Genomic DNA, 23893 nt, shown 5'->3' with positions numbered 1-23893 from the left:
CCACCGTGTGCCGCCGCCCGGCGGCCAAGGTCTGACGGCGCACCCTCCGATCATGGCCCACCGTGCCCTCAGGCCGACGCGGCGTACCGGTTCACCAGCCCCCGGGAGAGCTGCACCGACCCGGCGAGCGCCAGGACCGACACCGCGATGGCCAGCGCCGCGCGGACCACCACCCACGGACCCAGCAGCGTCGCCATGGGCACCAGGATGAGGATCGGCAGCGTGGCCCCGAGGGCGACCGTGACGACGAGGGGGACCGCTAGCTCCAGCAAGCGCGCCCGGTGCAGGACCCCGAGGGGGGTGCCGGCGAGCGCCAACGCCCGGTAGGTCTCCCGCTGGTCGACGACGCGGGCCGCCTGCCCCACGCCGGTCGAGGTGACGCCCACGGCCAGCAGGATGACCAGGGCGACGAGCGCACCCGTGCCGAGGTCGGCGGCGAACTGGATCTCGCCGGGGTCGCCGGCTGGCGCCGCATCGGCAAACGACGACAGCGCCGCCACGCAGATCGCGAGGCCGAGAACGCTCACCGCCCGCCACGTCGCACGCGGGTCGTCGACGATGCGCCGCGCCGCGACGAGCCCGGCGGCCGACCTGGCCACCCGGGCGTACCCGCGCCCGGCGAGCTGGACGAACAGCGGCCCCACGAGGTTCACGCCAGCGACGACGCCCGCCAGCACCGCCAACAGCACGCCGAGGCCCGCCCGGCCCAGCAGCTGGGTGCCGAAGAGCCACAGCGCCAGCAACCCGCCCGCGAGCGCGAGCCGCCACAGGCGCAGCCGCCCGGGCGTGGTCCGGCGGCCCACCCCGAGCGGCCCCACCACGACCCCCGCCATGCTGATCAGGCCGGAGGCGACGGCGAGGGCCACCACCGAGAAACACGCGCCGAGCAGCGGCGCCGCGCCGAGCCACAGCTCGGCGGCCGCGAGGCGGCGGCCCTGGAAGCTCACGAGGGCCAGGCCCGGGATCGCCAGCGCGTAGCCGCCCACGCCGAGCACCGCCCCCAGCGCCGCCTGCGCCGCCGCGTCCGCGAGTGCCATGACGCCGACCTGGCCCGACGTGGCGCCGGCCAGCCGCAGCGCCGCGAGCCGGGCATCGCGTCGACCCAGCGTCAGCCGGGCCGCCACCCCGCCGAGGGTGAGGATGGGCACCACGAGCAGCGCGGTCGCCGTGGCCGCGAGGGCGACGTACGCCGAGGAGTCCGCGGTGGGCGCGGCCAGGTGTCGGATCCAGAACGCGTGCAACCCCCCGAGGGTGACGAGGAGGGCGGCGGTGGCGACCGCGTACGCCGTCACGGCCAGCGCCTCCACGCCCCGAACGGCCGACCCGTCGCCCGGCGTACCCGCCCGACGCAGCCGCCACCACAAGCGCAGCGCCGCGCGGGTCGTGCCCACCCTCATCGACGCGGACCGTCCGCGACGACCCGGCCGTCGCGCAGCCGGATCACCCGGGGGCACCACCCGGCGACCGCCTCGTCGTGCGTGACCACGACCAGCGCCGCCCCGGCCGCCGCGGTCGCGTCGGTGAGCAGCCGCATCATGGCGGTGCCGGTGTCCGAGTCGAGCGCGCCGGTCGGCTCATCGGCGAAGACGACCGCGGGGTTGGTCACGAGGGCCCGGGCGATGGCCACCCGTTGGGCCTGCCCGCCCGACAGCTCGCCGGGTCGCCTCCCCTCCAGGCCGTGCAGGCCCAGCGGCCCGAACAGCCGGCTCGCCGCGTCGATCGCCTGCGCGCGCCGCACGCCGCCCACCAGCAGCGGCAGCGCGGCGTTCTCCACCGCAGGCAGCTCGGGGAGCAGGTGACCCGACTGGAAGACGAACCCGAAGTCGGTGCGCCGCAACGTCGTCCGACGCCCGTCCCCGAGCCGGGCCAGGTCCTGGCCCGCCCACCAGACGGACCCCCGCGTCGGGCGGACGATCCCCGCCAGCACGTGCAGCAACGTCGTCTTGCCCGAGCCGGACGGCCCCATGATCGCGAGCTGTTCACCCCGTCGGATGGTCACGTCGACGCCGCGCAGCGCCGCCTCGGGGTCGCGCGGCGAGTACCACACGACCAGGTCCCGCCCCACCAGGGTGTCCTTGACTGCCTGCCCTACCAGTGTGTCCATGTGCGCCAGGGTCGCCGGCACCGGCGTACGGCCGCATCGGGCCACGGTCCGAGCCCGCGCCTGCGACCCGGGTCGTAGGCCTTGCTGTAGGCCGCGTCGTGGCGCGCGCCGGACGCCGTACCCTGTCGTCCCATGGCCCGTCAGCGCGTCCCCCCCGGTCCCCCCGCGGCCCCGCCCGTGCAGCGGCTGCGGTTGCGGTACGCCAAGCGGGGCCGGCTGCGGTTCTCCAGCACGCGCGACTTCCAGCGTGCCCTGGAGCGGGCGCTGCGGCGCGCCGCCGTGCCGATGGCGTTTTCCTCCGGGTTTCACCCGCACCCGCGGATCTCGTACGCCAACGCCGCGCCGACGGGGACGGCGAGCGAGGCGGAGTACGTCGAGATCGCGCTGGTCGAGCGCGTCGACCCCGAAGCCGTACGTCGTGCGCTGGACGACGCGCTGCCGGACGGGCTCGACATCCTGGAGATGCGCGACTGCGGGCCGTCGCCCGCCGCATCGCTGGCGGACCTGCTGCAGGCCAGCGAATGGCGCGTCGAGCTGCCCGGGGTGAGCGACGCGGCGGCGCGGGCGGTGCGGGCCGAGTTCCTCGGGCTCGACACGGCGGAGGTCCAGCGCATGACGAAGACGGGCGAGAAGACCCTCGACGTGCGCGCCGCGGTCGCCGCGCTGGACGTCGTGAGCACGGCCGATGCGGCGTGTGCGATACTGCGAGTGGTCGTGCGGCACACCACACCCGCCGTACGCCCCGATGATGTCCTCACCGCGTTGCGGTCGTACGCCCAGCTGACGCTCCTGGCGCCCCCCAAGGTGACCAGGCTCGCGCAGGGGCCGTTGACCGGCGCGGGGGTGGCCGATCCGTTGGCCGCTCTGGAGTGACGTCACCGGCGTCCGGCACGGTGCCGCGCGTGCGCGAGCCTTGCGGGACGCAATGACACGACTTCCGTACTCGACGCGACCTGCGTCGGTGACGAGCAGCGACTGCACACCGTGCGGCGGTGCGGATCCCCGGGTGTGGCCGCCGCCGCGATGGTGTGGGAAGGACGCCACCCATGGCCTCCGAACAAGACAACCCCCCGGGTCAGGAGAACACTCCGGCCGATACCCCGGCCGACACCGGGGTCGACGCCCCGCCCGCCGCAGAGGCCGCCGGCGCCCCGGCAGCCACCCGGACCCCGGCGCGCAAACGCGCCACCCGGCGGGTCGCCGCGCCGGCGGCGAGCCCGGCACCAGCCCCGGCCGCGGCAGCAGCACCGGCCGGACCGGCCGAGGCGACCGAATCCGACCAGTCGGCGACCGCTGCCGCCGGGCCGGACGCCCCCGCGGCGCCCGCGCCGCGCAAGCGCGCCACCCGCAAGAAGGCCGCGGCGCCCGCTCCTGCCGCCGAGCCTGATGCCGCCGCCGCTTCGCCGAACGCCGAGCCCGCGGCGACCGCCGAGACGACCCCGGCACCGCGCAAGCGCGCCGTGCGGAAGCGGGCCGCCGCCCCCGCGTCCGCCCCCGCCACGTCCGCCTCTGATCCCGCCGCGTCCGCGGGGCCTGGCGCCTCAGATGTCCAGGAGGCCCCGGTCTCCGACCTCGCCATCGCGGCACTGACCGACGAGGACGCCGAGGCCTTGCTCGCCGAGGGCGCCGCGCTCGCCGCCGCCGCCGAGGCCGAGGCAGCCGGCGAGCAGCCCGCCGCCCTGAACACGTTCGGGCTACTGTTCCAGGCGCCTGACCCAGCGGCCGTCCCGACCCCCCGGCGTCGGCGCGCGACCGCGCCCCAGCAGGCAGCCCCCGAGCCTGCCGCCGCCGAGACGGACGCCGAGGAGACGTCCGCATCGACCGAGGACGCCGCGGAGGCGCCGGCCCGCCCGACCCGCCGCACCCGCGCCACCCGCGGCGCCGCGTCCGCCCGCGCGCCGCAGGCCGACGACGAGGCCGCTCAGGAGATGGACGTCGCCGAGGACACCCCCGGTCAGGACGGCGACTCCGACGCCGAGGGCGGTCGCCGCCGACGCCGCCGGGGCGGCAAGGGGCGGCGCCGTACCGGCTCGGGCGACGACACCGAGCCCGGCACCGACGGCGACGCCGCCGACGACGGGGACGCGGGCCAGGAGCCCGCGGACGACCGCGATCGATCTGACACGGGCGACGATGACGCCGCGCCCAGCGGCCGGCGTCGGACGCGGCGCCGCCGCCGCAGCGGCTCGGCCGGCGAGGAGCAGGACCCGCCCGGCACCGTCACCCGCGTGCGGGAGCCCCGGCGCGAGCGCGACGAGGCCACCGGCATCAAGGGCAGCACCCGGCTGGAGGCGAAGAAGCAGCGCCGCCGCGAGGGTCGCGAGGCCGGTCGCCGCCGCACGATCATCACCGAGGCCGAGTTCCTCGCCCGGCGCGAGAGCGTCGAGCGGGTCATGGTCGTCCGCCAGGACGGCGAGCGCACCCAGATCGGGGTGCTCGAGGACGGCGTGCTCGTGGAGCACTACGTGAGCAAGGCCGACTCGGCGCAGTCCGGTTCGATGGCGGGCAACGTCTACCTCGGCCGCGTCCAGAACGTGCTGCCCAGCATGGAGGCGGCGTTCGTCGACATCGGCAAGGGCCGCAACGCGGTGCTCTACGCCGGCGAGGTCAACTGGGACGCCGCCGGGCTGGAGGCGCACAAGGCGCGCCGCATCGAGAACGCGCTGAGCTCCGGCCAGGGCGTCCTCGTGCAGGTCACCAAGGACCCGATCGGTCACAAGGGCGCGCGCCTGACCAGCCAGGTGAGCCTGCCGGGTCGCTACCTCGTCTACGTGCCCGAGGGCCGGATGACGGGGATCAGCCGCAAGCTGCCCGACGTCGAGCGCGCCCGGCTGAAGAAGATCCTCAAGGAGGTCGTGCCGCCGGACGCGGGTGTGATCGTCCGTACGGCGGCCGAGGGCGCCTCCGAGGCCGAGCTGCGGGCGGACGTCGAGCGGCTGGCCAAGATCTGGGAGAACATCGGCCGCAAGGCAAAGAACGGCAACGCCCCCGCGCTGCTGCACGGCGAGGTGGACCTGACCGTTCGGGTCATCCGGGACGTGTTCAACGAGGACTTCGCCTCGATGGTCGTCGCCGGAGACGAGGCCTGGGCGACGGTCAACGACTACATCGCCTCGGTGGCCCCGGACCTCGCCCCCAAGCTGACCCGCTGGACCGGCACGGGGGACGCGTTCGCGGAGTACCGCATCGACGAGCAGCTCGCCAAGGCCATGGACCGCAAGGTGTGGTTGCCGTCCGGCGGTTCGCTGGTCATCGATCGCACCGAGGCCATGACGGTCATCGACGTCAACACGGGCAAGTTCGTGGGCGCCGGGGGCAACCTCGAGGAGACCGTCACCAAGAACAACATCGAGGCGGCCGAGGAGATCGTGCGGCAGCTTCGGCTGCGCGACATCGGCGGCATCATCGTCATCGACTTCATCGACATGGTGCTGGAATCCAACCGCGACCTCGTCGTCCGGCGGCTTCTGGAGTGCCTGGGCCGGGACCGGACCAAGCACCAGGTCGCCGAGGTCACCTCCCTCGGCCTCGTGCAGATGACGCGCAAGCGGGTGGGCGCCGGGCTCATCGAGGTCTTCTCCGAGCCGTGCGAGCACTGCGCCGGCCGGGGCATCATCGTCTCGACCACCCCGGTCGACCGTCCCGCCGCGCCCGCCCCGGAGCAGGGGAACGGCCGGCGCCGCCGGGGCCGCGGCAACGGCACCTCCTCCGGGGGGACGTCGTCGGGGTCGGGCCCGTCGGGCGGCTCTGGTGAGCCGGTCGGCGGTTCGGCGTCGTCGGGACCTGGCGCCGCCGAGCCGGCCAAGGGTGGACCCACGCCCGCCCAGATCGCCGCGGCGGCGTACGCCGCCCTGCACCATGACCGCAAGCCCGCGCCCGTCGACGCTGAGGTCGAGGCCGGTGTTGATGCAGGCGCCGACGACGCGCCCGCAGCCGACGCGCCCGAAGCAGCTGACGCGGCGCTCGCGCCCGCGCCGGTGCCCGCCGGCGACGATGCCGCCGGTGTCGCTACCGAATCCGCTCGCATGGGGTGGCCGCAGGACGGCGAGGAGCACCTCGTCGCGGGCAGCCCGACCGGTCTGGGGTGGCCGCCCGCGGACGACGTACCGCTCGGGCCGCCCAGCCCGGCGCCGGCCACCGCGTCCCGGTCTCGGCGGCGCCGCGGCCGCGTCAGCGCCCCCGCGGGACCGCCGCCGCGTCTGGACGAGGAGACAGCGCAGGATGTCTCGCAGGCCGGTTCCGACTCGGGTCGCTACGAGGGCGACCAGGGCTGATGCGATTCGGACCGGGCGGTGCCGAGGGGATTTGGGTCTGCTCGGCGGCGTCCCGTAAGCTAGGTCGTCGGTGCGCTCACCGTGCCCCGCACGCGCCGGGCCGGTTCCGAAGAAGCGCCGAATCTAAAGCAGCGTCAAGGAGAGTGGGTTCAACGTGTACGCGATCGTTCGCGCCGGCGGCCGCCAGGAGAAGGTGTCCGTGGGGGACGTTCTCATCGTCGACAAGGTGGACGCCCAGCCGGGTGCCGCCGTTGACCTCACCCCGCTGATGCTCGTGGACGGTGGGACGGTCACCACCGAGGCGGCGAAGCTGGCCAAGGTGAAGGTGACGGCCGAGGTCGTGAAGGCGACCAAGGGCCCCAAGATCACCATCCTGAAGTACAAGAACAAGACGGGCTACCGCAAGCGCCAGGGGCACCGCCAGCCGACCACCCAGATCAAGGTCACCGCGATCGAGGCCTGAGGCCCGACGCGACGAGCCTGACCCACCAGAGCAAAGGCAGACACTGACATGGCACACAAGAAGGGTGCGAGCAGCTCGCGGAACGGCCGCGACTCCAACCCCCAGTTCCTGGGCGTCAAGCGGTTCGGCGGCCAGGTCGTCAACGCGGGCGAGATCCTCGTCCGCCAGCGCGGCACCCACTTCCACCCCGGCGAGAACGTCGGCCGCGGCGGCGACGACACGCTGTTCGCGCTGTCCGCCGGTGCGGTCCAGTTCGGCACCAAGCGGGGTCGCAAGACCGTCAACATCGTGCCGGCCGAGACGGCCTGAGCACGTCCGAGTTTCGCGCGCGAGGGGTGGGCGGCAACGCCCACCCCTCGGCGTTTTCCCCGGTAGTTCCGGCAGTTCCGACAGAGAGATCCTGACCTGATGGGCGCGAACTTCGTCGACCGCGTCGCGCTGACCGTGGCCGCCGGCAAGGGCGGGCACGGCTGCGCCTCCGTGCACCGCGAGAAGTTCAAGCCCCTGGGCGGCCCGGACGGCGGCAACGGCGGGCACGGCGGCGATGTCATCATCCGGGTGGACCCGCAGGTCACGACCCTGCTGGAGTACCACCACAGCCCCCACCGCCGGGCCGCCAACGGCCGCCCCGGCGAGGGCGAGGAGCGCAACGGCGGCGCCGGCGAGTCGCTGGTCCTGCCCGTGCCCAATGGCACCGTCGTCAAGGACCGCGCGGGCCGCGTGCTCGCGGATCTGGTGGGGGAGGGCACCGCGTACGTCGTCGCCCGCGGCGGCCGCGGCGGCCTCGGCAACAAGGCGCTCGCCAGCCCGCGCCGCAAGGCGCCCGGCTTCGCGTTGCTCGGCGAGCCCGGCGACGAGCTGGACATCGTGCTGGAGCTGAAGACCCTCGCCGACGTGGCGCTCATCGGCTTCCCCAGCGCGGGCAAGTCCTCGCTGGTCTCGGTGCTGTCCGCCGCCCGTCCGAAAATCGCCGACTACCCCTTCACCACCCTCGTGCCCAACCTCGGGGTCGTCACCGCGGGGGACGAGCGATTCACGGTCGCCGACGTCCCGGGCCTCATCCCCGGCGCGCACGAGGGCAAGGGCCTCGGCCTGGAGTTCCTGCGCCACGTCGAGCGGTGCTCCGTGCTCGTGCACGTGGTCGACTGCGCCACGCTGGAGCCCGGCCGCGACCCGCTCACGGACCTCGACGTCATCGAGCACGAGCTGCGCCAGTACGTCCCCGACGAGGCCCTCGGCGGCCGGCCCCTGGCCGAACGCACCCGCATCGTCGTGCTCAACAAGGCCGACGTCCCGGAGGCCCGCGAGCTGGCGGAGCTCGTCCGGCCGGACCTGGAGGAGCGCGGCCTGGAGGTGTACGTCGTGTCCGCGGTGGCCCGCACCGGGCTGCGGGAGCTGTCGTTCGCACTGGCCCGACACGTGGCGCAGGCGCGGGCGCAGCACGCCCTGGACCAGGACGACGCCCCGCGGCGCCGCGTCGTCGTCCGGCCGGTGGCCGTGGACGACGAGGGCTTCGAGGTCCGCCGCGTCGAGACGCCCGAGGGCACGGCGTACCGCGTTCTCGGCGAGCGCCCCTCGCGCTGGGTCCGGCAGACGGACTTCGCCAACGACGAGGCGGTCGGCTATCTCGCGGACCGCCTGGCCCGCGCCGGCGTCGAGGACGCGCTGTTCGCCGCGGGCGCCGTCGCGGGCTCGACGGTGCTCATCGGTCCCGAGGAGGACTCGGTCGTCTTCGACTGGGAGCCGACCCTGTCGGCGGGAGCCGAGCTGCTCGGCCGTCGCGGCACCGACCCGCGCCTGGACGACCACTCCCGCCCCACCCGGGGGGCCAAGCGCGAGGACTACGACGCCCGCCGCGCCGCCAAGCAGGCCGCCCGCGACGAGCTCGCCGCCGAACGCCAGGCGGGGCACTGGACGGACGCCGGCGAATCCTGACCGCTCGCCGCGCGCCAACGCACCGCCCGGCGCGCGGTGCTGCCGCCGATGTGAGCAAGGCCACGACGGGCGACCTTCGTCCCGGGCACACTTCGTGACGAACGTTCACCATAAAGGGGTTAGCCCTGTTTCCCAGCTCTCCAGTCCCCAGGGGAGGATGCGATGACCGTCACCGTTACTGAGGTGAACCAACGAAGTGTGCTGCGGGCGGACACCGCCGCTCGCGCCGCCCTCGTCCGCGAGGCGTTTCGCAGCGACCTCGATCACCTCACCGACGCCGATCGCGAGCTGATCCGGGCCGTGACGGGCGAGGGGATCCAGCGGGGCCAGACGCCCCAGGAGCGGCCCCTGTCCGCCTTCGCCATGCAGATCGCGGTGGATCGCCGTTCCGGCGTCCTCCCGGCCGAGCAGGCGATCTCGGTGGGCTACCTGCAGCGCACCCAGGTGCGGCTCGCGGCGCTGGGCGTCCCGGTCCACCCGTTCGCGGGAGCCAACTTCACCCGGGCCGTCGCCTACCTGTCCAGCCGGGGGCGCTGAGCGCAGTCCGCCGCGTCACCTATCCTGACCGGGTGACACTGCTGCAGGCCGGACCCGCTGCCGTACGAAGCGCAGTCGCCACCGCCCATCGCCTCGTCGTCAAGGTGGGCTCGTCCTCCCTCACCAACGCCGCCGGCATCCTCGACCGGGACCGGCTCGGCGCCCTCGCGGACGCCCTGGCGCACCGGCGGCTCGCCGGCGCCGAGGTCGTCCTCGTCTCCTCCGGCGCGATCGCCGCCGGCATCATCCCCCTCGGGCTGGCGGCGCGGCCGCGGGACCTCGCCACCCAGCAGGCCGCGGCCAGCGTGGGCCAGGGTGCCCTCGTCGCGGCCTACACCGAGGCCTTCGGCAGGCACGGCCTCACCGCCGGCCAGGTGCTCCTCACCGCGGCGGACCTCAACCGCGGCCAGCACTACGTCAACGCCCGGCGCGCCCTCGTGCGGCTGCTGCGCCTCGGCGTGGTCCCCGTCGTCAACGAGAACGATGCGGTCGCGACCGACGAGATCCGGTTCGGCGACAACGACCGGCTCGCCGCGCTGGTGGCGCACCTCGTCCGCGCCGACGCGATGGTGCTGCTCACCGACACCGACGCGCTGTACGACGGGCCGCCGGCAGAGCCTGGCAGCAGCCGGCTGCCCTTCATCGGCACGGAGGCCGACCTGGTCGGGGTGCGCATCGGCGGCACCGGCAGCGGCATCGGCACCGGGGGAATGGTCACCAAGGTCGAGGCGGCCCGGATCGCCACCGGCGCCGGCGTACCGACCCTGCTCGCCGCGGCCGCCGACGTCGCCGCGGCGCTGGCCGGCGCGAACGTGGGGACGCTGTTCGCGCCGCGCGGGCGGCGGCCCTCCAGCAAGCGCCTGTGGCTGGCCCACGCCAGCGAGCCCGAGGGCCGTCTCATCCTCGACGACGGTGCGGTGACGGCGGTGTTGGGCGGGCGGGCCTCGCTGCTGCCCGCGGGGATCGTCGCCGTCGAGGGCGAGTTCGGCGAGGGCGCGCCCGTGGAGCTGGTGGGGCGCAACGGGACGGCGGTGGCTCGCGGGCTGGTCGCGTACTCCAGCGACGAGCTGCCCAGGCTGCTGGGGCGCAGCACCCGGTGGCTGGGCGAGGTGTTGGGGCCGCAGTACGCCCGCGACGTGGTCAATCGGGACTACCTGGTGCTGTTGTAGCCGCGGGCCGCGGTCGACGGCCGCCCGGAGGCCGCCCCGAGGCCGCCCGGCGCACGCCCGGTGGTCTGGCCGCACGTGGCCGCACCCGCTCGCCCGGGGGCCGGGCGGCCAGGCTAGTTTCGTGCCATGTCGTACGTCATCGCCCGCGCGCACATCCGCGACCTGCCCAGGGTGAAGCCGTTCTGGAAGGCGATGCTGCAGTCCTACGTGCGGCTCGCCAGCGCCGACTTCCCGGTGCGCGATCCCAACGAGGCCTGGGCGCGGCGCCACGACGAATACCACATGTGGCTCAACGAGGGCGCGGGGATGCTCTTCCTCGCCACCGACCCCGAGCAGGACGACAAGATCGTCGGCTATGCCGCGGTGAAGTTCACCGCGTCCGGCTCGGCCTTCGACATGGGGGAGCGGTTCGGCGAGCTGGAGTCCCTGGCGGTCAGCGAGGAGGCCCGCGGGGAGGGGCTGGGCACCCAGCTCATCGAGGCCTGCCGCAAGGAGCTGGAGAAGCGCGAGATCTCGTACTGGTCGCTCGACGTGCTGGCCGTCAACGACGACGCGCAGCGGCTCTACGAGCGCTCCGGCTTCCACCCCTTCATGCTGCGGATGATCCGGCGCACCGATGCGCTCTCGACGGGCATGCCCGTGGACCCGTTGACCGCGCCCCTCATGGTGTCCACCGGCGAGGCGGCGGCGCAGGCGCAGCCGGCCGAGCCCGATGTGCCGCCGGCCCGCGCCGGCCTGACGGCCACCCTGGCCCCCGGCGTACGGCATGCCGGGGAGGCTGCCCGCGTCGCCGCGCGGCGGCTGGCCGTGGCCACGACGGGGGAGAAGGACCGCGCGCTGCACGCGATGGCCGATGCGCTGCAGGCCCACATGGGCGAGATCCTGGAGGCCAACGCCCGCGACGTCGAGCGCGCTCGCGCGGCGGGGACGTCCGAGAGCACGGTGGACCGGCTGAGCCTGACCGAGGACCGGGTGTGGGCGATCGCCGACGCCGTTCGCCAAGTCGCCGCGCTGCCCGACCCCGTCGGTCAGGTGGTCCGTGGTTCGACGATGCCGAACGGGTTGCAGATCAAGCAGGTCCGGGTCCCCTTCGGGGTGGTGGGCATGATCTACGAGGCCCGCCCCAATGTGACCGCGGACGCTGCGGCGCTGTCCCTGAAGAGCGGCAACGCGGTGATCCTGCGCGGCGGGTCCGCCGCCGCGGACAGCAACCGCGCGCTCGTCGCCGTCCTGCGCGCCGCCCTGGACCGGGCGGGCCTGCCGGCGGACGCGGTGGCGCTGCTCGACGGCGATCGCAGCGAGGCGACCTCGCTGATGAAGGCGCGCGGCCTGGTCGACGTCATCGTGCCGCGGGGCGGCGCGGACCTGATCGCCTCGGTCGTCACCAACTCCACGGTGCCGGTCATCGAGACCGGCAGCGGCAACGTGCACGTCTACGTGGACCTGCACGCCAACCTCGACAAGGCGCTCGACATCGTGCTCAACGCCAAGACCCAGCGGCCGAGCGTGTGCAACGCGGCGGAGACGCTGCTGGTGCACGAGGCCATCGCCGCCCGGTTCCTGCCCGAGGTGCTGCCGGCGCTGGCCGCGGCGGGCGTCGTGCTGCACGGTGACGCCGACGCGCGCGACGCGGCCGACGCAGCGGGGGTGTCGATGACCGAGGCGACGGACGAGGACTGGGCCACCGAGTACCACGGCCTGGAGATGGCCGTGCGCGTCGTCCCGTCGATCGACGCCGCGATGGAGCACGTCGCGCGCTGGTCGAGCGGGCACACCGAGGCGATCGTCACCGAGAACCGCGCGGCCGCGCGCCGGTGGACGGCCGAGGTCGACGCCGCCGTGGTGATCGTCAACGCCAGCACCCGGTTCACCGACGGCGGCGAGTTCGGGTTCGGCGCCGAGATCGGGATCAGCACCCAGAAGCTGCACGCCCGCGGGCCGATGGGTCTGCCGGAGCTGACCAGCACCAAGTGGATCGTGGACGGGGACGGTCAGATCCGCGGCTGACCGGCCGGGGCCTCGTCGGTGATCGCGGGGCGGGCGGCCGCTGCGGGCGTGCCGGGGCCCTCGTTCGCCCCGCCGCGGCCGGGCGGCTCGAGGGAGTCGTAGGCGACGTAGTACGACGGGCGCCGCTGCAGCATCGTGTACATCCGCCCGACGTACTCGCCCAACACCCCCAGGCAGAGCAGCTGCACGGCCCCGACCGCCGACACCGCGACCACCGTGGACGTCCACCCCGCAACGACCGCGCCCATCGCCCGCGCGATCAGCGCGTAGGCGAGCACGCCGAGCGCCGCGACCCCACCGAGCAGCCCGCACCAGGTCGCTAGCCGCAGCGGCGCCATCGAGTGCCCGGTCAGGGAGTCAACGGTGAGCCCGATCATCGTGCGCAGGGGGTACTTGGAGGTGCCCGCCGCGCGGGCCTCGCGCTCATAGGGGACCGCGGCGCTCGGAAAGGCGAGCGTCGGTACGACGAGGCGCAGCACCCGATGCTGCTCGGGCAGTGCGTTCACGGCCTCGACCGTGGCGCGGCTCATCAGCCGGAAGTCGCCGGCCTGGTCCATCACGCGACGCCCGGTCACGCCCCGCATCACCCGGTAGTAGGCCTGCGCGGTCGAGCGCTTGAACGCGGTGTCGGAGCTGCGGTCCGCCCGCACGCCGTACACGACGTCCACGTCCTCGTTCCGCGCCACCTCGAGCATCGTCGCGATCACCTCGGGCGGGTCTTGCAGGTCGGCGTCGATCGTGACGACGTACGCGCCCCGCGCCCGCCCCAGCCCGGCCGAGATCGCCGCCTGATGGCCGGCGTTCGCGCGCAGTCGCACGACCCGCAGCTGCGGCCACTCGCGCCGGTAGCGCTGCAGCAGCACCGGCGAGTCGTCCGTGGACCCGTCATCGACCGCCAGCACCTCGTAGCTCGCGCCGATCGCGGTCAGCACTGGCCGCAGCCGCGCCACGAGGAGCGGCAGCACCTGCTCCTCGTTGTAGACGGGGACCACGACGGTCAGCTCCGGGGCGGTCGCCGGCACGTCGTACGGCGGGTGCGGCGCGGACATGAGCCCAGGTTAGCCGCCGTTCGGCGCGCAAGGGACACCCCTCGGCGGCGGCGCGAGATCCCAGCGGAGCGCGAAGGGTTCGCCTTCCGGCCCGACCGGTAGGCTGACCCGCATGTCGTTGACGTCCTTTGCGTACCTCGTGGCCGAGGGCGGCGAGTCTGGCGGCCACATGGAGTGGCACCTGCCGATGCCGAACTGGCTGTACGGCGCCGTGGCGCTGGCCATCTTCATCATCCTGCTCGGCGTCGTGTGGTCGTTCCGCAACTCGGGGCACACCTACATGACGCAGCCGGACGTCGTGGACCACGGCCATGGAGCCGGGCAGGGCGGCGCGGCCACAGGCGGTCACGGTTCCGCCCACTGAGCCGAGGGCCCCGCGCCTCGGAGTGATGGGTGGCACGTTCAACCCGATCCACCACGGCCACCTCGTGGCGGCCAGTGAGGTGCAGCATCTCCTCGGCCTCGACGAGGTGGTCTTCGTCCCCACGGGACAGCCGTGGCAGAAGGACGTCGACATGCTCGCGCCGGCCGAGCATCGCTACCTGATGACGGTGATCGCGACCGCGTCCAACCCCCGATTCTCGGTCTCGCGGGTCGACATCGAGCGCGACGGCCCGACGTACACCATCGACACCCTGCGCGACCTGCGCCGCGAACGTCCCACCGCGGACCTGTACTTCATCACCGGCGCCGACGCCCTCGCGCAGATCCTGTCCTGGAAGGACGCCGACGAGCTGTGGGATCTCGCCCACTTCGTCGGGGTCACCCGGCCGGGCCACCACCTCTCCGACAAGGGTCTGCCCCAGGAGGGCGTCACGCTGACGGAGATCCCCGCCATGGCGATCAGCTCCACCGACTGCCGGCTGCGCGTGGCCCGGGGGGAACCCGTGTGGTACCTGGTCCCGGACGGTGTGGTCCAATACATCGGGAAGTACCGGCTTTATCGCAATCCGAGCAGGCCGGCGCCGACTCAGCCCGGTCTGATCGTGCCGAGCCCGGACCGTTGACCTGCTGGGATTCGCGTTGACTCGCCGTGGATCGCGTGCGATTCGCGGTGCGTTGATGGAGGCCCCGCACCAAGCTCACCAGCCCGACCCCCCCGCAGTCCCCAGGAGGACCGTCCCCCGTGCCTGCGCCCGAGCGCTCCCTCCAATTGGCCCAGGTGGCCGCCTCAGCGGCCGAAGACAAGCTTGCGACGAACATCGTGGCCCTCGACGTGAGCGAGCACCTCGCGCTCACCGACATCTTCCTCATCGCGTCCGCCCCGAACGACCGTCAGGTCTGGGCGATCGTCGACGGCGTCGAGGAGAAGATGCACGAGGCGGGCGTCAAGCGGGTCCGCCGCGAGGGCGACCGCGACGCCCGCTGGGTGTTGGTGGACTTCGGTGACCTCGTCGTCCACGTCCAGCACGAGGACGAACGCGCCTTCTACCAGCTCGAACGGCTCTGGCGGGACTGCCCGACCGTGCCCCTGGGGCTGGGCCCGCCCGAGGAGGACTCCGCGGTCGCGGACGGCACCGACCGATGACCGCCGCGCCACGCCGCCTGGTCATCCTGCGCCACGGGGTCACCGGCCACAACGCGGCGGGGATCTGGCAGGGCCACCTCGACACCGAGCTCACGCCGGACGGGTTGAACCAGGCGCGAGCCGCGGCGGAGGTGCTGGTGGGGTACGGCTTCGCCCGCATCCTCGCCAGCGACCTGCGCCGGGCATCCGCCACGGCGCGCATCATCGGGGAGCGGTGTGGGCTGCCCGTCGGCATCGACCCGCGGCTGCGGGAGATCCACGTCGGCGCGTGGCAGGGCCTGGACGCCGCCGGCGTCGAGGCGGCCTTTCCCGGAGCGCAGGCGCGGCTCTCGCTGGGGGAGGACTTGCCGCGCGGCGGCGACGGGGAGCGGGTGGCAGACGTCGTACGCCGGGCGCGGCCGGCTGCGGACGACCTGATCGAGGCCCTCGCGCCCGGGGAGACCGGGCTGATCGTCACCCACGGCGTGTGCGCGCGAGCGATCGCGGCCGACCTGGCGGAGGTGGATCAGCGCACCGCGTGGCTGTCCCTGGCCGGGCTCGGCAACTGCGCCTGGGCGGAGCTGACCCAGACGGCCGTCCGGTGGCGGATCTCGCTGTGGAACGGGCGTGCGTCGTCGCTGGCCAGGCCCATGCGGGAGGCGCACGGGTACTGACCTCTCGGGGTCTGTTGGGGACCTCGTCGAGGGGCTTTCGGGCGCCCGGCGGCGGCCGCTGGTGGGGGTGCCCGAGGATTTGGCTTGCGGGTGCCCGACCGATAAACTCGACCAGTCCTCGCGATGAGGACGCGGGGCTGTAGCGCAGTTGGTAGCGCACCTCCATGGCATGGAGGGGGTCAGGGGTTCGAATCCCCTCAGCTCCACAACGTAGAGAAGGGTCGGGCCCGAAGGGTCCGGCCCTTCTCTACGTTCTGCTCAGTGCCGTGGGGGTGGGCGGTTCTCCGGGACGGGCAGGTGCATGGCGCGCAGGCCCGCGCGGGGCAGCAGGGCGGCGCGCGCGCGCATCGTGCCCGACCGCAGGGACGCCGCACCCCGGACGACGGTGCGGGCGTCGGTCCTTAGCGCCCGCGCCGCCGCGCTCGACGTACTCGTCTCGCCGCCGGCCGCGCCCGACGTACCCGCTCTGCTCGACGTACCCCCTTGGTCGTCCGCAGCCCCCGCGGGCGACGAACCGGGGCGAGACGCGCCGCGGGGCGGCGCGTACCGCGCCGTCTCCACCGCGAGCAGCACCCGCTGCAGCGCGGTGGAGGCTTCCCGGTCGAGCACGGCCGTGTCCGTGACGCGCGCGTGCAGCTGGCGGGGGGTGGCGGCGGCCGGTACGTCCAACCCCAGGTCCTGCAGCCGCTCCGTGAGGATCAGCCATTCCGCCTCGGCCGCCTCGCTCGGGTCGCGGGCGCTGGCGCGGCGTCGGGCCCGCACCGCCGCCGCCACGGCGGGCACGATGGCCAGCAGGAGCACGAGGCCACCGCCGAGGCGCCACCAGAACGCCCAGACCGACTCGGCCGCTCCGGCGTCGACGGCGCCCGTGTCGGTGTCGGGCCGCTCCGTCGCCTGGCTGGGCGTGGGCGTGAGGGGGGCGGTGGAGGTCTGCGAGGCCGAGGTCGTCGTGGTCGCGCTGGGTGCGGCCGTGCCAGTCGCATAGCGCGGGACTGGTCCGCTGCGGTCGGAGGGCGTCGGCTCGAATCGGAGCCAGCCGGCACCCTCGAAGTACAGCTCCGGCCAGGCGTGGGCGTCGCTGGCGTGGACCACCCGCGTCGTGCCCTGCGAGGTCCCCGGCAGGAACCCCGTCGCGAGCCGCGCCGGGATGCCCTGCGCGCGGGCCATCATGACCATCGCCGTGGCGAACTGGACGCAGTAGCCCTGCTTGGTCTCTAGGAATCGGTCCAACGCGGTCCGCTTCGCCGTCGTCTCGTCCATTCCCGGGGGCGCCGGGGCCAGGTCGAGGGAGTAGCGGAAGCCGCCCGATGCGCGCAGCCACTGCTGGATGCGGACGGCCCGCTCGTACGGCGCCACGGCGTCCCCGATGGCCTCCTGCGTCGACGCCGCAAAGCGCGGGGTGAGCACCTCCGGCGCGGGCGTTGTGTACTCGCGGAAACCCCGACCCGCCGGCGGCGCGGCGGCGAGCGCCTGCGGGGTCGGGTTGAGGGCGAGGTAGGTGATGTCGTACGAGCGGGGCGTCGCGTCCACGACCGGGACGCCGGTGGGGTCGTCGACGGCCCAGCGAGCCCCGACGACCGTGCCCCAGACGATCGGCACCGGGCTCGCCAGATAGGGGAACCGCAAGGCGGTCTGGCTGACCTTGAGGTGGACCTCCGTGGTGGGCACCTGCTCGGTCAGCCCGAAGGGCCGGGGCAGGACGGGAGCCTGCGACGGCGTGGCGGCGGGCGTGCGGGGCGACCAGTGCCCGTCGCTATAGGCGCTGGAGACGATGACGCGCAGCGGCGGGCTCTCGGGGTCGTCCGAGGTGTACGTCAGGATCGGCGTCCGGTCACCGCTGCGCAGATCCTGCAGCAGATCCGTGTCGGGGGAGAAGCCCACCCGGTTGCCGGTCCCGAACTCCCCGCGCCCGAGCCCGTCGGCCAGGTAGCGCTGCGGCAGATGCGGCAGCGCGGCCGCCGCACCCAGGCCGCCCAGAAGCCCCACGGCGAGGACGGTCGCCCCGGCGAGGAGCCGGCGGCCCCGGGCGGGAAGCCGGTGGGCTCCGGCGAGGTCGGGCCGCCACGAGGCCAGCCAATCCCGCTCCTGTTCCAGGAGCATGGCCCCCCAGAGGAGCAGCGGCAGCGCCACGGCGCCCGCGTCGAGCGTCCCCGAGCTGTTGGCGACGGCCGTGAGCAGGGGCGTGAGCAGCGGCAGGCCCGCGACGGCCGGCATGCGCGAGCCGACCGCGACGACGTCCACGGCCCAGGCGACGAGGCCGATCGCGGCCGAAAGGAGGAAGGCGATCCCCGTCGGGGCGGGCGCCGGCGCGGCGTTCTCCATGATGGTCCGCCCGGCCGCGGCGGCGAGGTCGCGCCAATGGGTGAGCGTCGACCAGGTGGGGACCAGCCCGCCGAGGAGCGGCTCGCGGGGAGCGAACGCGACCGAATGGATGATGACCAGCAGCAGCAGCTGGGCCCCGGCCGTCCCGGTCGGCCCCACGCGGCGGGCCCGCAGGACCAGGCCGGCTATGGCCACGGCGGCGATCGCGACGAGCGCCGACGGCCACCAGGGCGACTCCTGGAAGAGGCGTCCCAGGGGCCACGAGGCCGCGACGAGGGCCAGGACCGCCAGCACGGTGGCGGTCGGCTGGGCGCCGGAGTGCATCGCGGGGTGAGTCTTGGTCACCACGTCGCCTCCGCTCGCGGCCGCGCTGCCTCCGGGCCGTCCGGCGCGGCCACCCAGGCCCGGGGCCCGCCGAGCAGCCTCGACCACGCGACGGCCGGCGTCGTCGAGGCCCCGGCCGGCACGGCGCGCCACCCGCCCGAGCGCGCGTAGGCGCACAGCCGGCGCGCCTCCTCGCTCGTCCCCTCGTCCCCGTGCGTGGTCGCCTCGCCGTCCGTGACCCGGGGTGCCGCAGCCGATCGGCCGGGCGCCGACCCGTCGGTCGCCGTCTCCTTCGGCAGCCACCAGTCGCGCCCCGCGGCCCGCGCGAACGCGCCGGTGTCGACGACCACGGCGAGACCCGCGAGTCCCGTGCGCAGCACCCCGAAGGTCTCGTGCGCCGCGTGCGGGGAGCGATCCCCGGTGACGAGTACCACGAGGCCGCCCGCCCCGGCGACCTCGCGGGCGGTGGCCGACAGCGATCCGGACAGGGGAGCCGCAGGGTGCTCGGTTCCCGCCGCTCGGTCCCCGGCCGCCGCGGGCGAGGCGGTTCCGCCGGGCATCGCCAGGGCCAACCGGGTCAGGACGTCATCGAGCAGCAGAGGCCGCGCCGGGTCCTCGGCACGGCCCGCCTCGCTCGGCGCGCCGCCCGCGACCACGAGGTGCAACGTGAAGCCCAGCCCGGCCAGGTGGGCCGCGATCGAGGCGAGGGTCTCGACGGCCCACTCGAAGGCGGCGCCCGGGTCGGCGTCTGCCGCGCGCCGAGCCGCCGCCGCGAGCTGGTCGGCCGAAGCGCCCGACGCGCCCGACCCTCCCGACTCGCCGGACTCGCCCGGCGGGCGCGGCCGCGCGTCGAGGGACAGGCCCCAGGTCGGCGCGGAGGCGTCCAGCAGCAGGACCGCGCGGCGCAGCCGCGGGAGCGCCTCGTGCCGCACCATCAGCCGGCCCCGGTGCGCGGTCACCCCCCAGTGGACCCGCCGAAGGTCGTCGCCCTGCCGGTACTCCCGCACCGACACGTCGTGCTCGCTCCCGGCCAGCACGCTCGCCGGCGCGTCGCCCTCGTGGCCCATGCCGAGACCGATGGGGTCCCCGCCGGACAGGTCGTGCACGGGCGGGAGCACGAGGACCTCCAGGGCCGATCCGACGGCCGTGCTCAGGTGCGTCAGGCCCAGGGCGTCCCGCCCCACCACGCGCAGCGGCCCGGCCAGGTGCCGGCCGCGTCGGGTGGGCCGTACGTCGTAGCTGCCGGTCGTCTCCTCGCCCGGCCGCAGCGGCGGCAACACGAGCCGCGCGGTCGACCCGAGCCACGGCGAGACCTGCTCGGCGGCCGCCAGCGGGTCGCAGCCGCGCGGGCCCACGTTGCGCACCGTGAGCGAGATGCGGCCCGGCCGTCCGGCCACCAGCGGCGCCGGCTCCAGCGAGCGCTCCACAGCCAGGCGCGGTCGGCGCCGCCAGGTCACGAACCGGGTGACGACGGGCATGGCCAGGCAGAACAACCCGATCCGGGTGAGGTCCAGGAAGCCCAGCAGCAGCCCGCCGGCGGCGAGCAGGACGCCCGCGCCGAGCAACGCCCGACCGCGATCCGTGAGCCCCCGCGATCGAGTCGGACGGGGCCGGGCCTGCCGGCCGAGGCGGCGCACCCGTCAGCCCCCGTGCACCGGCACTCGGCGCAGCAGATCGGCGAGGACGTCCCGCGGGGTCCGCCCCGCGAGCTGGGCCTGCCCCGAGGGCAGGACGCGGTGCTCGACGACCGGCGTGAAAAGGGCCTGGACGTCGTCGGGCAGCACATGATCGCGCCCGGCCATCGCCGCCCGGGCGCGTGCCGCGCGCAGCAGGTGCAGGGCCGCCCGGGGCGACGCGCCGAGGCGAAGCCCCTGGTCAGCACGGGTTGCGGCCACCAGGTCCACGACGTACCCCTTGAGCGCCGGGCTCGCGTGGACCTCTCGCGCGGCGACGATCGCCGCCAGCACCCCCGCCGCGTCGGTGACGGGGCGCAGCCGGGTCAGTGGCGAGGGGCCGCCGTGCACATCGAGCATTTCCAGCTCGGCGGCTCGGGCCGGGTAGCCCATCGACAGCCGGGCCATGAACCGGTCCCGCTGCGCCTCCGGGAGCGGGTAGGTCCCCTCCATCTCCAGCGGGTTCTGGGTCGCCACCACGAGGAACGGGGCCTCCAACGCGTACGTCGTGCCGTCGACGCTGACCTGGCCCTCCTCCATGCACTCCAGCACGGCGGACTGGGTCTTGGGGGAGGCGCGGTTGATCTCGTCGCAGACCACGACGTTGGCGAAGATCGCGCCCGGGCGGAAGTCGAACCGGTGGGTCTGGGTGTTGAAGATGCTCACCCCGGTGATGTCCGAGGGGAGCAGGTCGGGCGTGAACTGGATGCGCCGCATGGGGCAGTCGATCGAGGCCGCCAACGCCTTGGCCAGGGTGGTCTTGCCCACCCCGGGCACGTCCTCCAGCAGCAGGTGACCGCCGGCGAGCAGGACCACCAGGGCGGTGTCGATGACCTGGTGCTTGCCCTCGATGACGGTCCCGATGCTGGCGCGCAGCGCCTCGGCCAGGGTTGCGACGTCATCGAGCGAGGCGGTCGCGGCCGGCGCGGTCGCGGTCGGCGCCGGAGCGCCGGCGGCATCCGCGCGGGCGTCGCGCGCCGCCGCCCGGGGCGACGGCCGCGCGCTCGCTGCGGCGTCGGCTTCGCTCACGTCCACGGAACCCTCCTCGTTGCGGCGGTGCGGACATCCTCCCTCACATTGCTTGCAGTCGAGGGCTAACCGGCGGTTCCGGACCGGCCGGGATGCCGTCGCCGGCCCCGGGGGAGGGCCCCTCCACTGTCCTCCACTCGCCCTCCACTCGCCCTCCACTCGTCCTCCAGTCGTCCCGCCCGGCACGTTCGATCGCCCGGCATCGCCCGAGGTCAGCGCCTCTCGCCCGCTAAGCCCCCAGGCTTTGCCGTCGAGCGGGTGCCGCAGGGCCGTGGGGTTGCACCACCACAACCTCCACTTCCCACCACCGCAATTGACCAGCAGAAACGCCTCAGATGTCGCCATGACCGACCGATCCGAACGTTGACGGTGGAGGGAAGTGGAGTATCGTGGAGGAGTGGGGGGAGGCGTGGCGTCCCCCCGCCCGGTCAGGACGGGAGGTGGTGCCGGTCATGTTCCTCGGCACGCACACCCCGCGCCTGGACGAGAAGGGCCGGCTGATCCTGCCCGCCAAGTTCCGCGACCGGCTCGCCGCCGGCCTCGTGGTGACCCGCGGTCAGGAGCGCTGTCTCTACGTCTTCCCGATGGATGAGTTCGTGCGGTACGCCGAGGGCCTGCGGGCCGCCCCGGTGACGAACAAGGCCGTCCGGGACTACACGCGCGTCCTGCTCTCCGGGGCCTCCGACGAGATCCCCGACAAGCAGGGTCGCGTCACCATTCCCGCGAACCTGCGGGAGTACGCCGGCCTCGGTCGCGAGGTCACCGTCATCGGCCAGGGCAGCCACGTCGAGGTGTGGGACACCCCCTCCTGGGAGGCCTACCTGGCCGGCACCGAGCAGGCCTTCGCGGACCAGTCCGAGGAGGTGATCCCCGGCCTGCTCTGAGCCTGCTCGCCACGTCGGTGCCCCCGGCACCCGACGTACGCGCGACCGGCGTCGCCGCGGGTCCTGCCGTGCGGTCTCCTGCCGCCTCGATCGTCCCGGGATACTTCCCCGATCCCGGGCCGAAGGGGGCGGCGGGAGACCGGACGCCAGGACCCGTCGCCTTCCCCGGGTATCCCGTCCTCGCGGCCCTCGAAAGGAGGCCATCGTGAGCACGTCCGCCATCGAACGGCACGTGCCGGTCCTGCGCGACCGCATCGTGGCCCTTCTCGCTCCTGCGCTGGCCCAACCCGAAGCCGTCTGCGTCGACGGCACCCTCGGCCTGGGCGGGCACGCGCAGGCGATCCTGCAGGCCTGCCCGCAGGCTCGGGTCATCGGCATCGACCGGGACACCCAGGCGCTGGACCTGGCCCGGGAGCGGCTCGCGTCGTACGGCGACCGGTTCGTCGGGGCGCACGCGCGGTACGACGAGATCGGCGAGGTCCTCGCCGACCACGGCCTGGCGAGCGCCCAGGCGGTGCTGCTCGACCTCGGGGTGTCGTCCCTCCAACTGGACGAGCTCGACCGCGGATTCGCCTACCGCGTCGACGCGCCGCTCGACATGCGGATGGACCCCGACCTGCCGACCACCGCCGCGGACGTGCTCAACACCTACCCGCCGGCGGAGCTGGCGCGGATCCTGGCCGCGTACGGCGAGGAGCGCTTCGCCCGCAAGATCGCGGCGGCCGTCGCGGCGGAGCGGGACCGGGCGCCGTTCTCTTCCTCGGGGCGGTTGGTCGAGCTCCTGCAGCGCGTGGTTCCCGCGGCCTCCCGGCGTACCGGCGGGCATCCCGCCAAACGCACGTTCCAGGCCCTGCGCATCGAGGTGAACGGCGAACTGGACTCCCTCGCGGCCGCGTTGCCGCGCGTCATCGAGGTTTGCGCGCTCGACGGGCGTGTCGCAGTCCTGTCCTACCACTCCGGTGAGGACAGGATGGTCAAGAGGGTTTTCGCGGCGGGAACGACCAGCTCCGCACCGCCGGGGATGCCGGTCGAACTGCCCGAGCAGGCGCCGTACCTGGAGAACCTCACGCGGGGGGCCGAGACCCCCGACGAGGCGGAGGTCGCACGCAACTCTCGGGCCGCCTCGGCCAAGCTCCGGGCCGTACGCCGCATCGCGTCGACGCCGCCGCGGCCCGCGCACGCACCACCAGGCCCACCCGCACGACCCGCCAGATCCAGCAGAACCGCCACAGCGACCGGAACCACCCGAACCACCGGAAAGGGGCAGCGCCGATGAGTCAGAGCGCAGCGACGACCGCACGCCCGGCCCGTCGACCCGTGCCGCAGCGGCCCACGCTGCAACTCGTCACGCCGGTGGCCCGGGCGAGCAGCAACCTGCCGTTCGTGCTGCTCTGCTCGTTCGTGCTGGCGGCCGGCCTCATCGCCGTCCTGTTCCTCAACATGCAGCTCTCCGCGGGCTCCTATGAGATGGACCGGCTGCAGAAGCGGTCCGCCCTCGCCGCCGACCAGGAGGCCAAGCTGCGCGAAGAGCTGGCGGTGGAGTCCGCCACCGGCAAGCTTGCGCAGCGCGCGACGTCCCAGGGCATGGTCCCCGGCGTCGCCGCCATGTTCCTCTCCCTGCCCGACGGCAAGATCCTCGGCGTGGCACCCAAGGAGGCCGCCAAGGACCCTCTTACGGTGGTCGGGGACGCGGGAACGCCCGTCAAGCCGGGCGAGAACCCGACCGCGAAGCCGGGTGAGGCGGCATCCAACCAGCCGACGGCGACGCCGACGAACGTGGCGGGCGGGGCGCCGAGCCCGGCGTCCGCGGGGGAGCAGGCGCCGCGCGCGCCGCAGCCCACGACGACGCGGCAGGGGTCCGCCCAACCGACCCAGGCGCGCCCGTCGACCGCCCGCGCCACCGCCACCCAGACCAGCCGCCAGTAGACCGATCAGCCGACGA

21 protein-coding genes and 1 tRNA gene are annotated in these 23893 nt (G+C 74.5%); 16 read left to right on the top strand and 6 right to left on the bottom strand.

All coding sequences use genetic code 11. From position 1 onward, the window contains the following. Positions 1 to 68 precede the first annotated feature (68 nt). Entirely contained in the window at positions 69 to 1397 is a 1329-nt protein-coding gene (locus IPK37_00420; GenBank protein ID QQS01011.1) for a hypothetical protein, read from the bottom strand. Beyond that, positions 1394 to 2104 carry an ABC transporter ATP-binding protein gene (locus IPK37_00415; protein QQS01010.1) on the bottom strand — a complete coding sequence of 237 codons (711 nt, stop codon included), beginning with the start codon at positions 2102 to 2104 and terminating at the stop codon, positions 1394 to 1396. The genes IPK37_00420 and IPK37_00415 overlap by 4 nt, the downstream gene beginning before the upstream one ends. A gap of 132 nt (positions 2105 to 2236) precedes the next feature. Here IPK37_00415 and IPK37_00410 point away from each other — a divergent pair, with 132 nt between their 5' ends. The 8 genes from IPK37_00410 (at position 2237) to IPK37_00375 (ending at position 12489) form a co-directional block, all read left to right on the top strand. Further along, positions 2237 to 2977, top strand: coding sequence for a DUF2344 domain-containing protein (locus tag IPK37_00410; GenBank protein QQS01009.1), 741 nt, complete (start codon positions 2237 to 2239; stop codon positions 2975 to 2977). 173 nt (positions 2978 to 3150) lie between these two features. Next, positions 3151 to 6378 carry a ribonuclease E/G gene (locus IPK37_00405; GenBank protein ID QQS01008.1) on the top strand — a complete coding sequence of 1076 codons (3228 nt, stop codon included), beginning with the start codon at positions 3151 to 3153 and terminating at the stop codon, positions 6376 to 6378. A 154-nt stretch (positions 6379 to 6532) separates the two neighbouring features. Further along, complete coding sequence (gene rplU / locus IPK37_00400) at positions 6533 to 6841, top strand: 50S ribosomal protein L21 (GenBank protein ID QQS01007.1); 309 nt, start codon at positions 6533 to 6535, stop codon at positions 6839 to 6841. Positions 6842 to 6889: 48 nt separating this feature from the next. Then, positions 6890 to 7150, top strand: coding sequence for a 50S ribosomal protein L27 (gene rpmA / locus IPK37_00395; protein ID QQS01006.1), 261 nt, complete (start codon positions 6890 to 6892; stop codon positions 7148 to 7150). Between the two features lie 99 nt (positions 7151 to 7249). Then, entirely contained in the window at positions 7250 to 8776 is a 1527-nt protein-coding gene (gene obgE / locus IPK37_00390; protein QQS01005.1) for a GTPase ObgE, read from the top strand. Between the two features lie 183 nt (positions 8777 to 8959). Then, entirely contained in the window at positions 8960 to 9313 is a 354-nt protein-coding gene (locus IPK37_00385; protein ID QQS01004.1) for a hypothetical protein, read from the top strand. 41 nt (positions 9314 to 9354) lie between these two features. Continuing rightward, positions 9355 to 10482 carry a glutamate 5-kinase gene (locus tag IPK37_00380; protein QQS02572.1) on the top strand — a complete coding sequence of 376 codons (1128 nt, stop codon included), beginning with the start codon at positions 9355 to 9357 and terminating at the stop codon, positions 10480 to 10482. A gap of 126 nt (positions 10483 to 10608) precedes the next feature. After that, complete coding sequence (locus IPK37_00375; GenBank protein QQS01003.1) at positions 10609 to 12489, top strand: glutamate-5-semialdehyde dehydrogenase; 1881 nt, start codon at positions 10609 to 10611, stop codon at positions 12487 to 12489. Here IPK37_00375 and IPK37_00370 read toward each other — a convergent pair. Beyond that, positions 12474 to 13538 carry a glycosyltransferase family 2 protein gene (locus IPK37_00370; GenBank protein ID QQS01002.1) on the bottom strand — a complete coding sequence of 355 codons (1065 nt, stop codon included), beginning with the start codon at positions 13536 to 13538 and terminating at the stop codon, positions 12474 to 12476. The genes IPK37_00375 and IPK37_00370 overlap by 16 nt on opposite strands. Positions 13539 to 13650: 112 nt before the next feature. Between IPK37_00370 and IPK37_00365 the strand changes: the two genes are divergently transcribed. The 5 genes from IPK37_00365 (at position 13651) to IPK37_00345 (ending at position 15925) form a co-directional block, all read left to right on the top strand. Further along, positions 13651 to 13902: a hypothetical protein gene (locus IPK37_00365; GenBank protein QQS01001.1), complete on the top strand. Its 252-nt coding sequence runs from the start codon at positions 13651 to 13653 to the stop codon at positions 13900 to 13902. Then, the gene (locus tag IPK37_00360) at positions 13850 to 14545 is read left to right on the top strand and encodes a nicotinate-nucleotide adenylyltransferase (GenBank protein QQS01000.1); all 696 of its coding nucleotides are present in this window, start codon (positions 13850 to 13852) and stop codon (positions 14543 to 14545) included. Before IPK37_00365 ends, IPK37_00360 begins: the two co-directional genes overlap by 53 nt. Before the next feature lie 119 nt (positions 14546 to 14664). Continuing rightward, a complete protein-coding gene (gene rsfS / locus IPK37_00355) occupies positions 14665 to 15066 on the top strand; it encodes a ribosome silencing factor (GenBank protein QQS00999.1) in 402 nt (133 codons plus the stop codon). After that, a complete protein-coding gene (locus tag IPK37_00350; GenBank protein QQS00998.1) occupies positions 15063 to 15719 on the top strand; it encodes a histidine phosphatase family protein in 657 nt (218 codons plus the stop codon). The genes rsfS and IPK37_00350 overlap by 4 nt, the downstream gene beginning before the upstream one ends. A gap of 133 nt (positions 15720 to 15852) precedes the next feature. After that, positions 15853 to 15925 (top strand) — tRNA-Ala (locus IPK37_00345). Positions 15926 to 15977: 52 nt separating this feature from the next. Here the strand turns inward: IPK37_00345 and IPK37_00340 are convergent. The 3 genes from IPK37_00340 to IPK37_00330 form a co-directional block, all read right to left on the bottom strand. Continuing rightward, positions 15978 to 18386 carry a transglutaminase domain-containing protein gene (locus tag IPK37_00340; GenBank protein ID QQS00997.1) on the bottom strand — a complete coding sequence of 803 codons (2409 nt, stop codon included), beginning with the start codon at positions 18384 to 18386 and terminating at the stop codon, positions 15978 to 15980. Then, complete coding sequence (locus IPK37_00335; protein ID QQS00996.1) at positions 18383 to 19930, bottom strand: DUF58 domain-containing protein; 1548 nt, start codon at positions 19928 to 19930, stop codon at positions 18383 to 18385. The genes IPK37_00340 and IPK37_00335 overlap by 4 nt, the downstream gene beginning before the upstream one ends. Before the next feature lie 75 nt (positions 19931 to 20005). Further along, positions 20006 to 21412, bottom strand: a complete 1407-nt coding sequence (locus IPK37_00330) for an AAA family ATPase (GenBank protein ID QQS00995.1) — start codon at positions 21410 to 21412, stop codon at positions 20006 to 20008. Positions 21413 to 21519: 107 nt separating this feature from the next. On the opposite strand from IPK37_00330, the gene mraZ reads away from it, so the two are divergent. The 3 genes from mraZ to IPK37_00315 all read left to right on the top strand — a co-directional run bounded on the left by mraZ (position 21520) and on the right by IPK37_00315 (position 23877). Then, complete coding sequence (gene mraZ / locus IPK37_00325; protein QQS02571.1) at positions 21520 to 21951, top strand: division/cell wall cluster transcriptional repressor MraZ; 432 nt, start codon at positions 21520 to 21522, stop codon at positions 21949 to 21951. 205 nt (positions 21952 to 22156) lie between these two features. Continuing rightward, positions 22157 to 23227, top strand: a complete 1071-nt coding sequence (rsmH, locus tag IPK37_00320) for a 16S rRNA (cytosine(1402)-N(4))-methyltransferase RsmH (protein ID QQS00994.1) — start codon at positions 22157 to 22159, stop codon at positions 23225 to 23227. After that, positions 23224 to 23877, top strand: a complete 654-nt coding sequence (locus tag IPK37_00315) for a hypothetical protein (protein ID QQS00993.1) — start codon at positions 23224 to 23226, stop codon at positions 23875 to 23877. Before rsmH ends, IPK37_00315 begins: the two co-directional genes overlap by 4 nt. Positions 23878 to 23893: the final 16 nt, after the last annotated feature.

This window comes from Austwickia sp., assembly GCA_016699675.1.
Classification (GTDB): Bacteria; Actinomycetota; Actinomycetes; order Actinomycetales; family Dermatophilaceae; genus Austwickia.
Note: the sequence above shows the minus strand (reverse complement) of the source record. Positions and strands in the feature narration are given on the sequence as shown.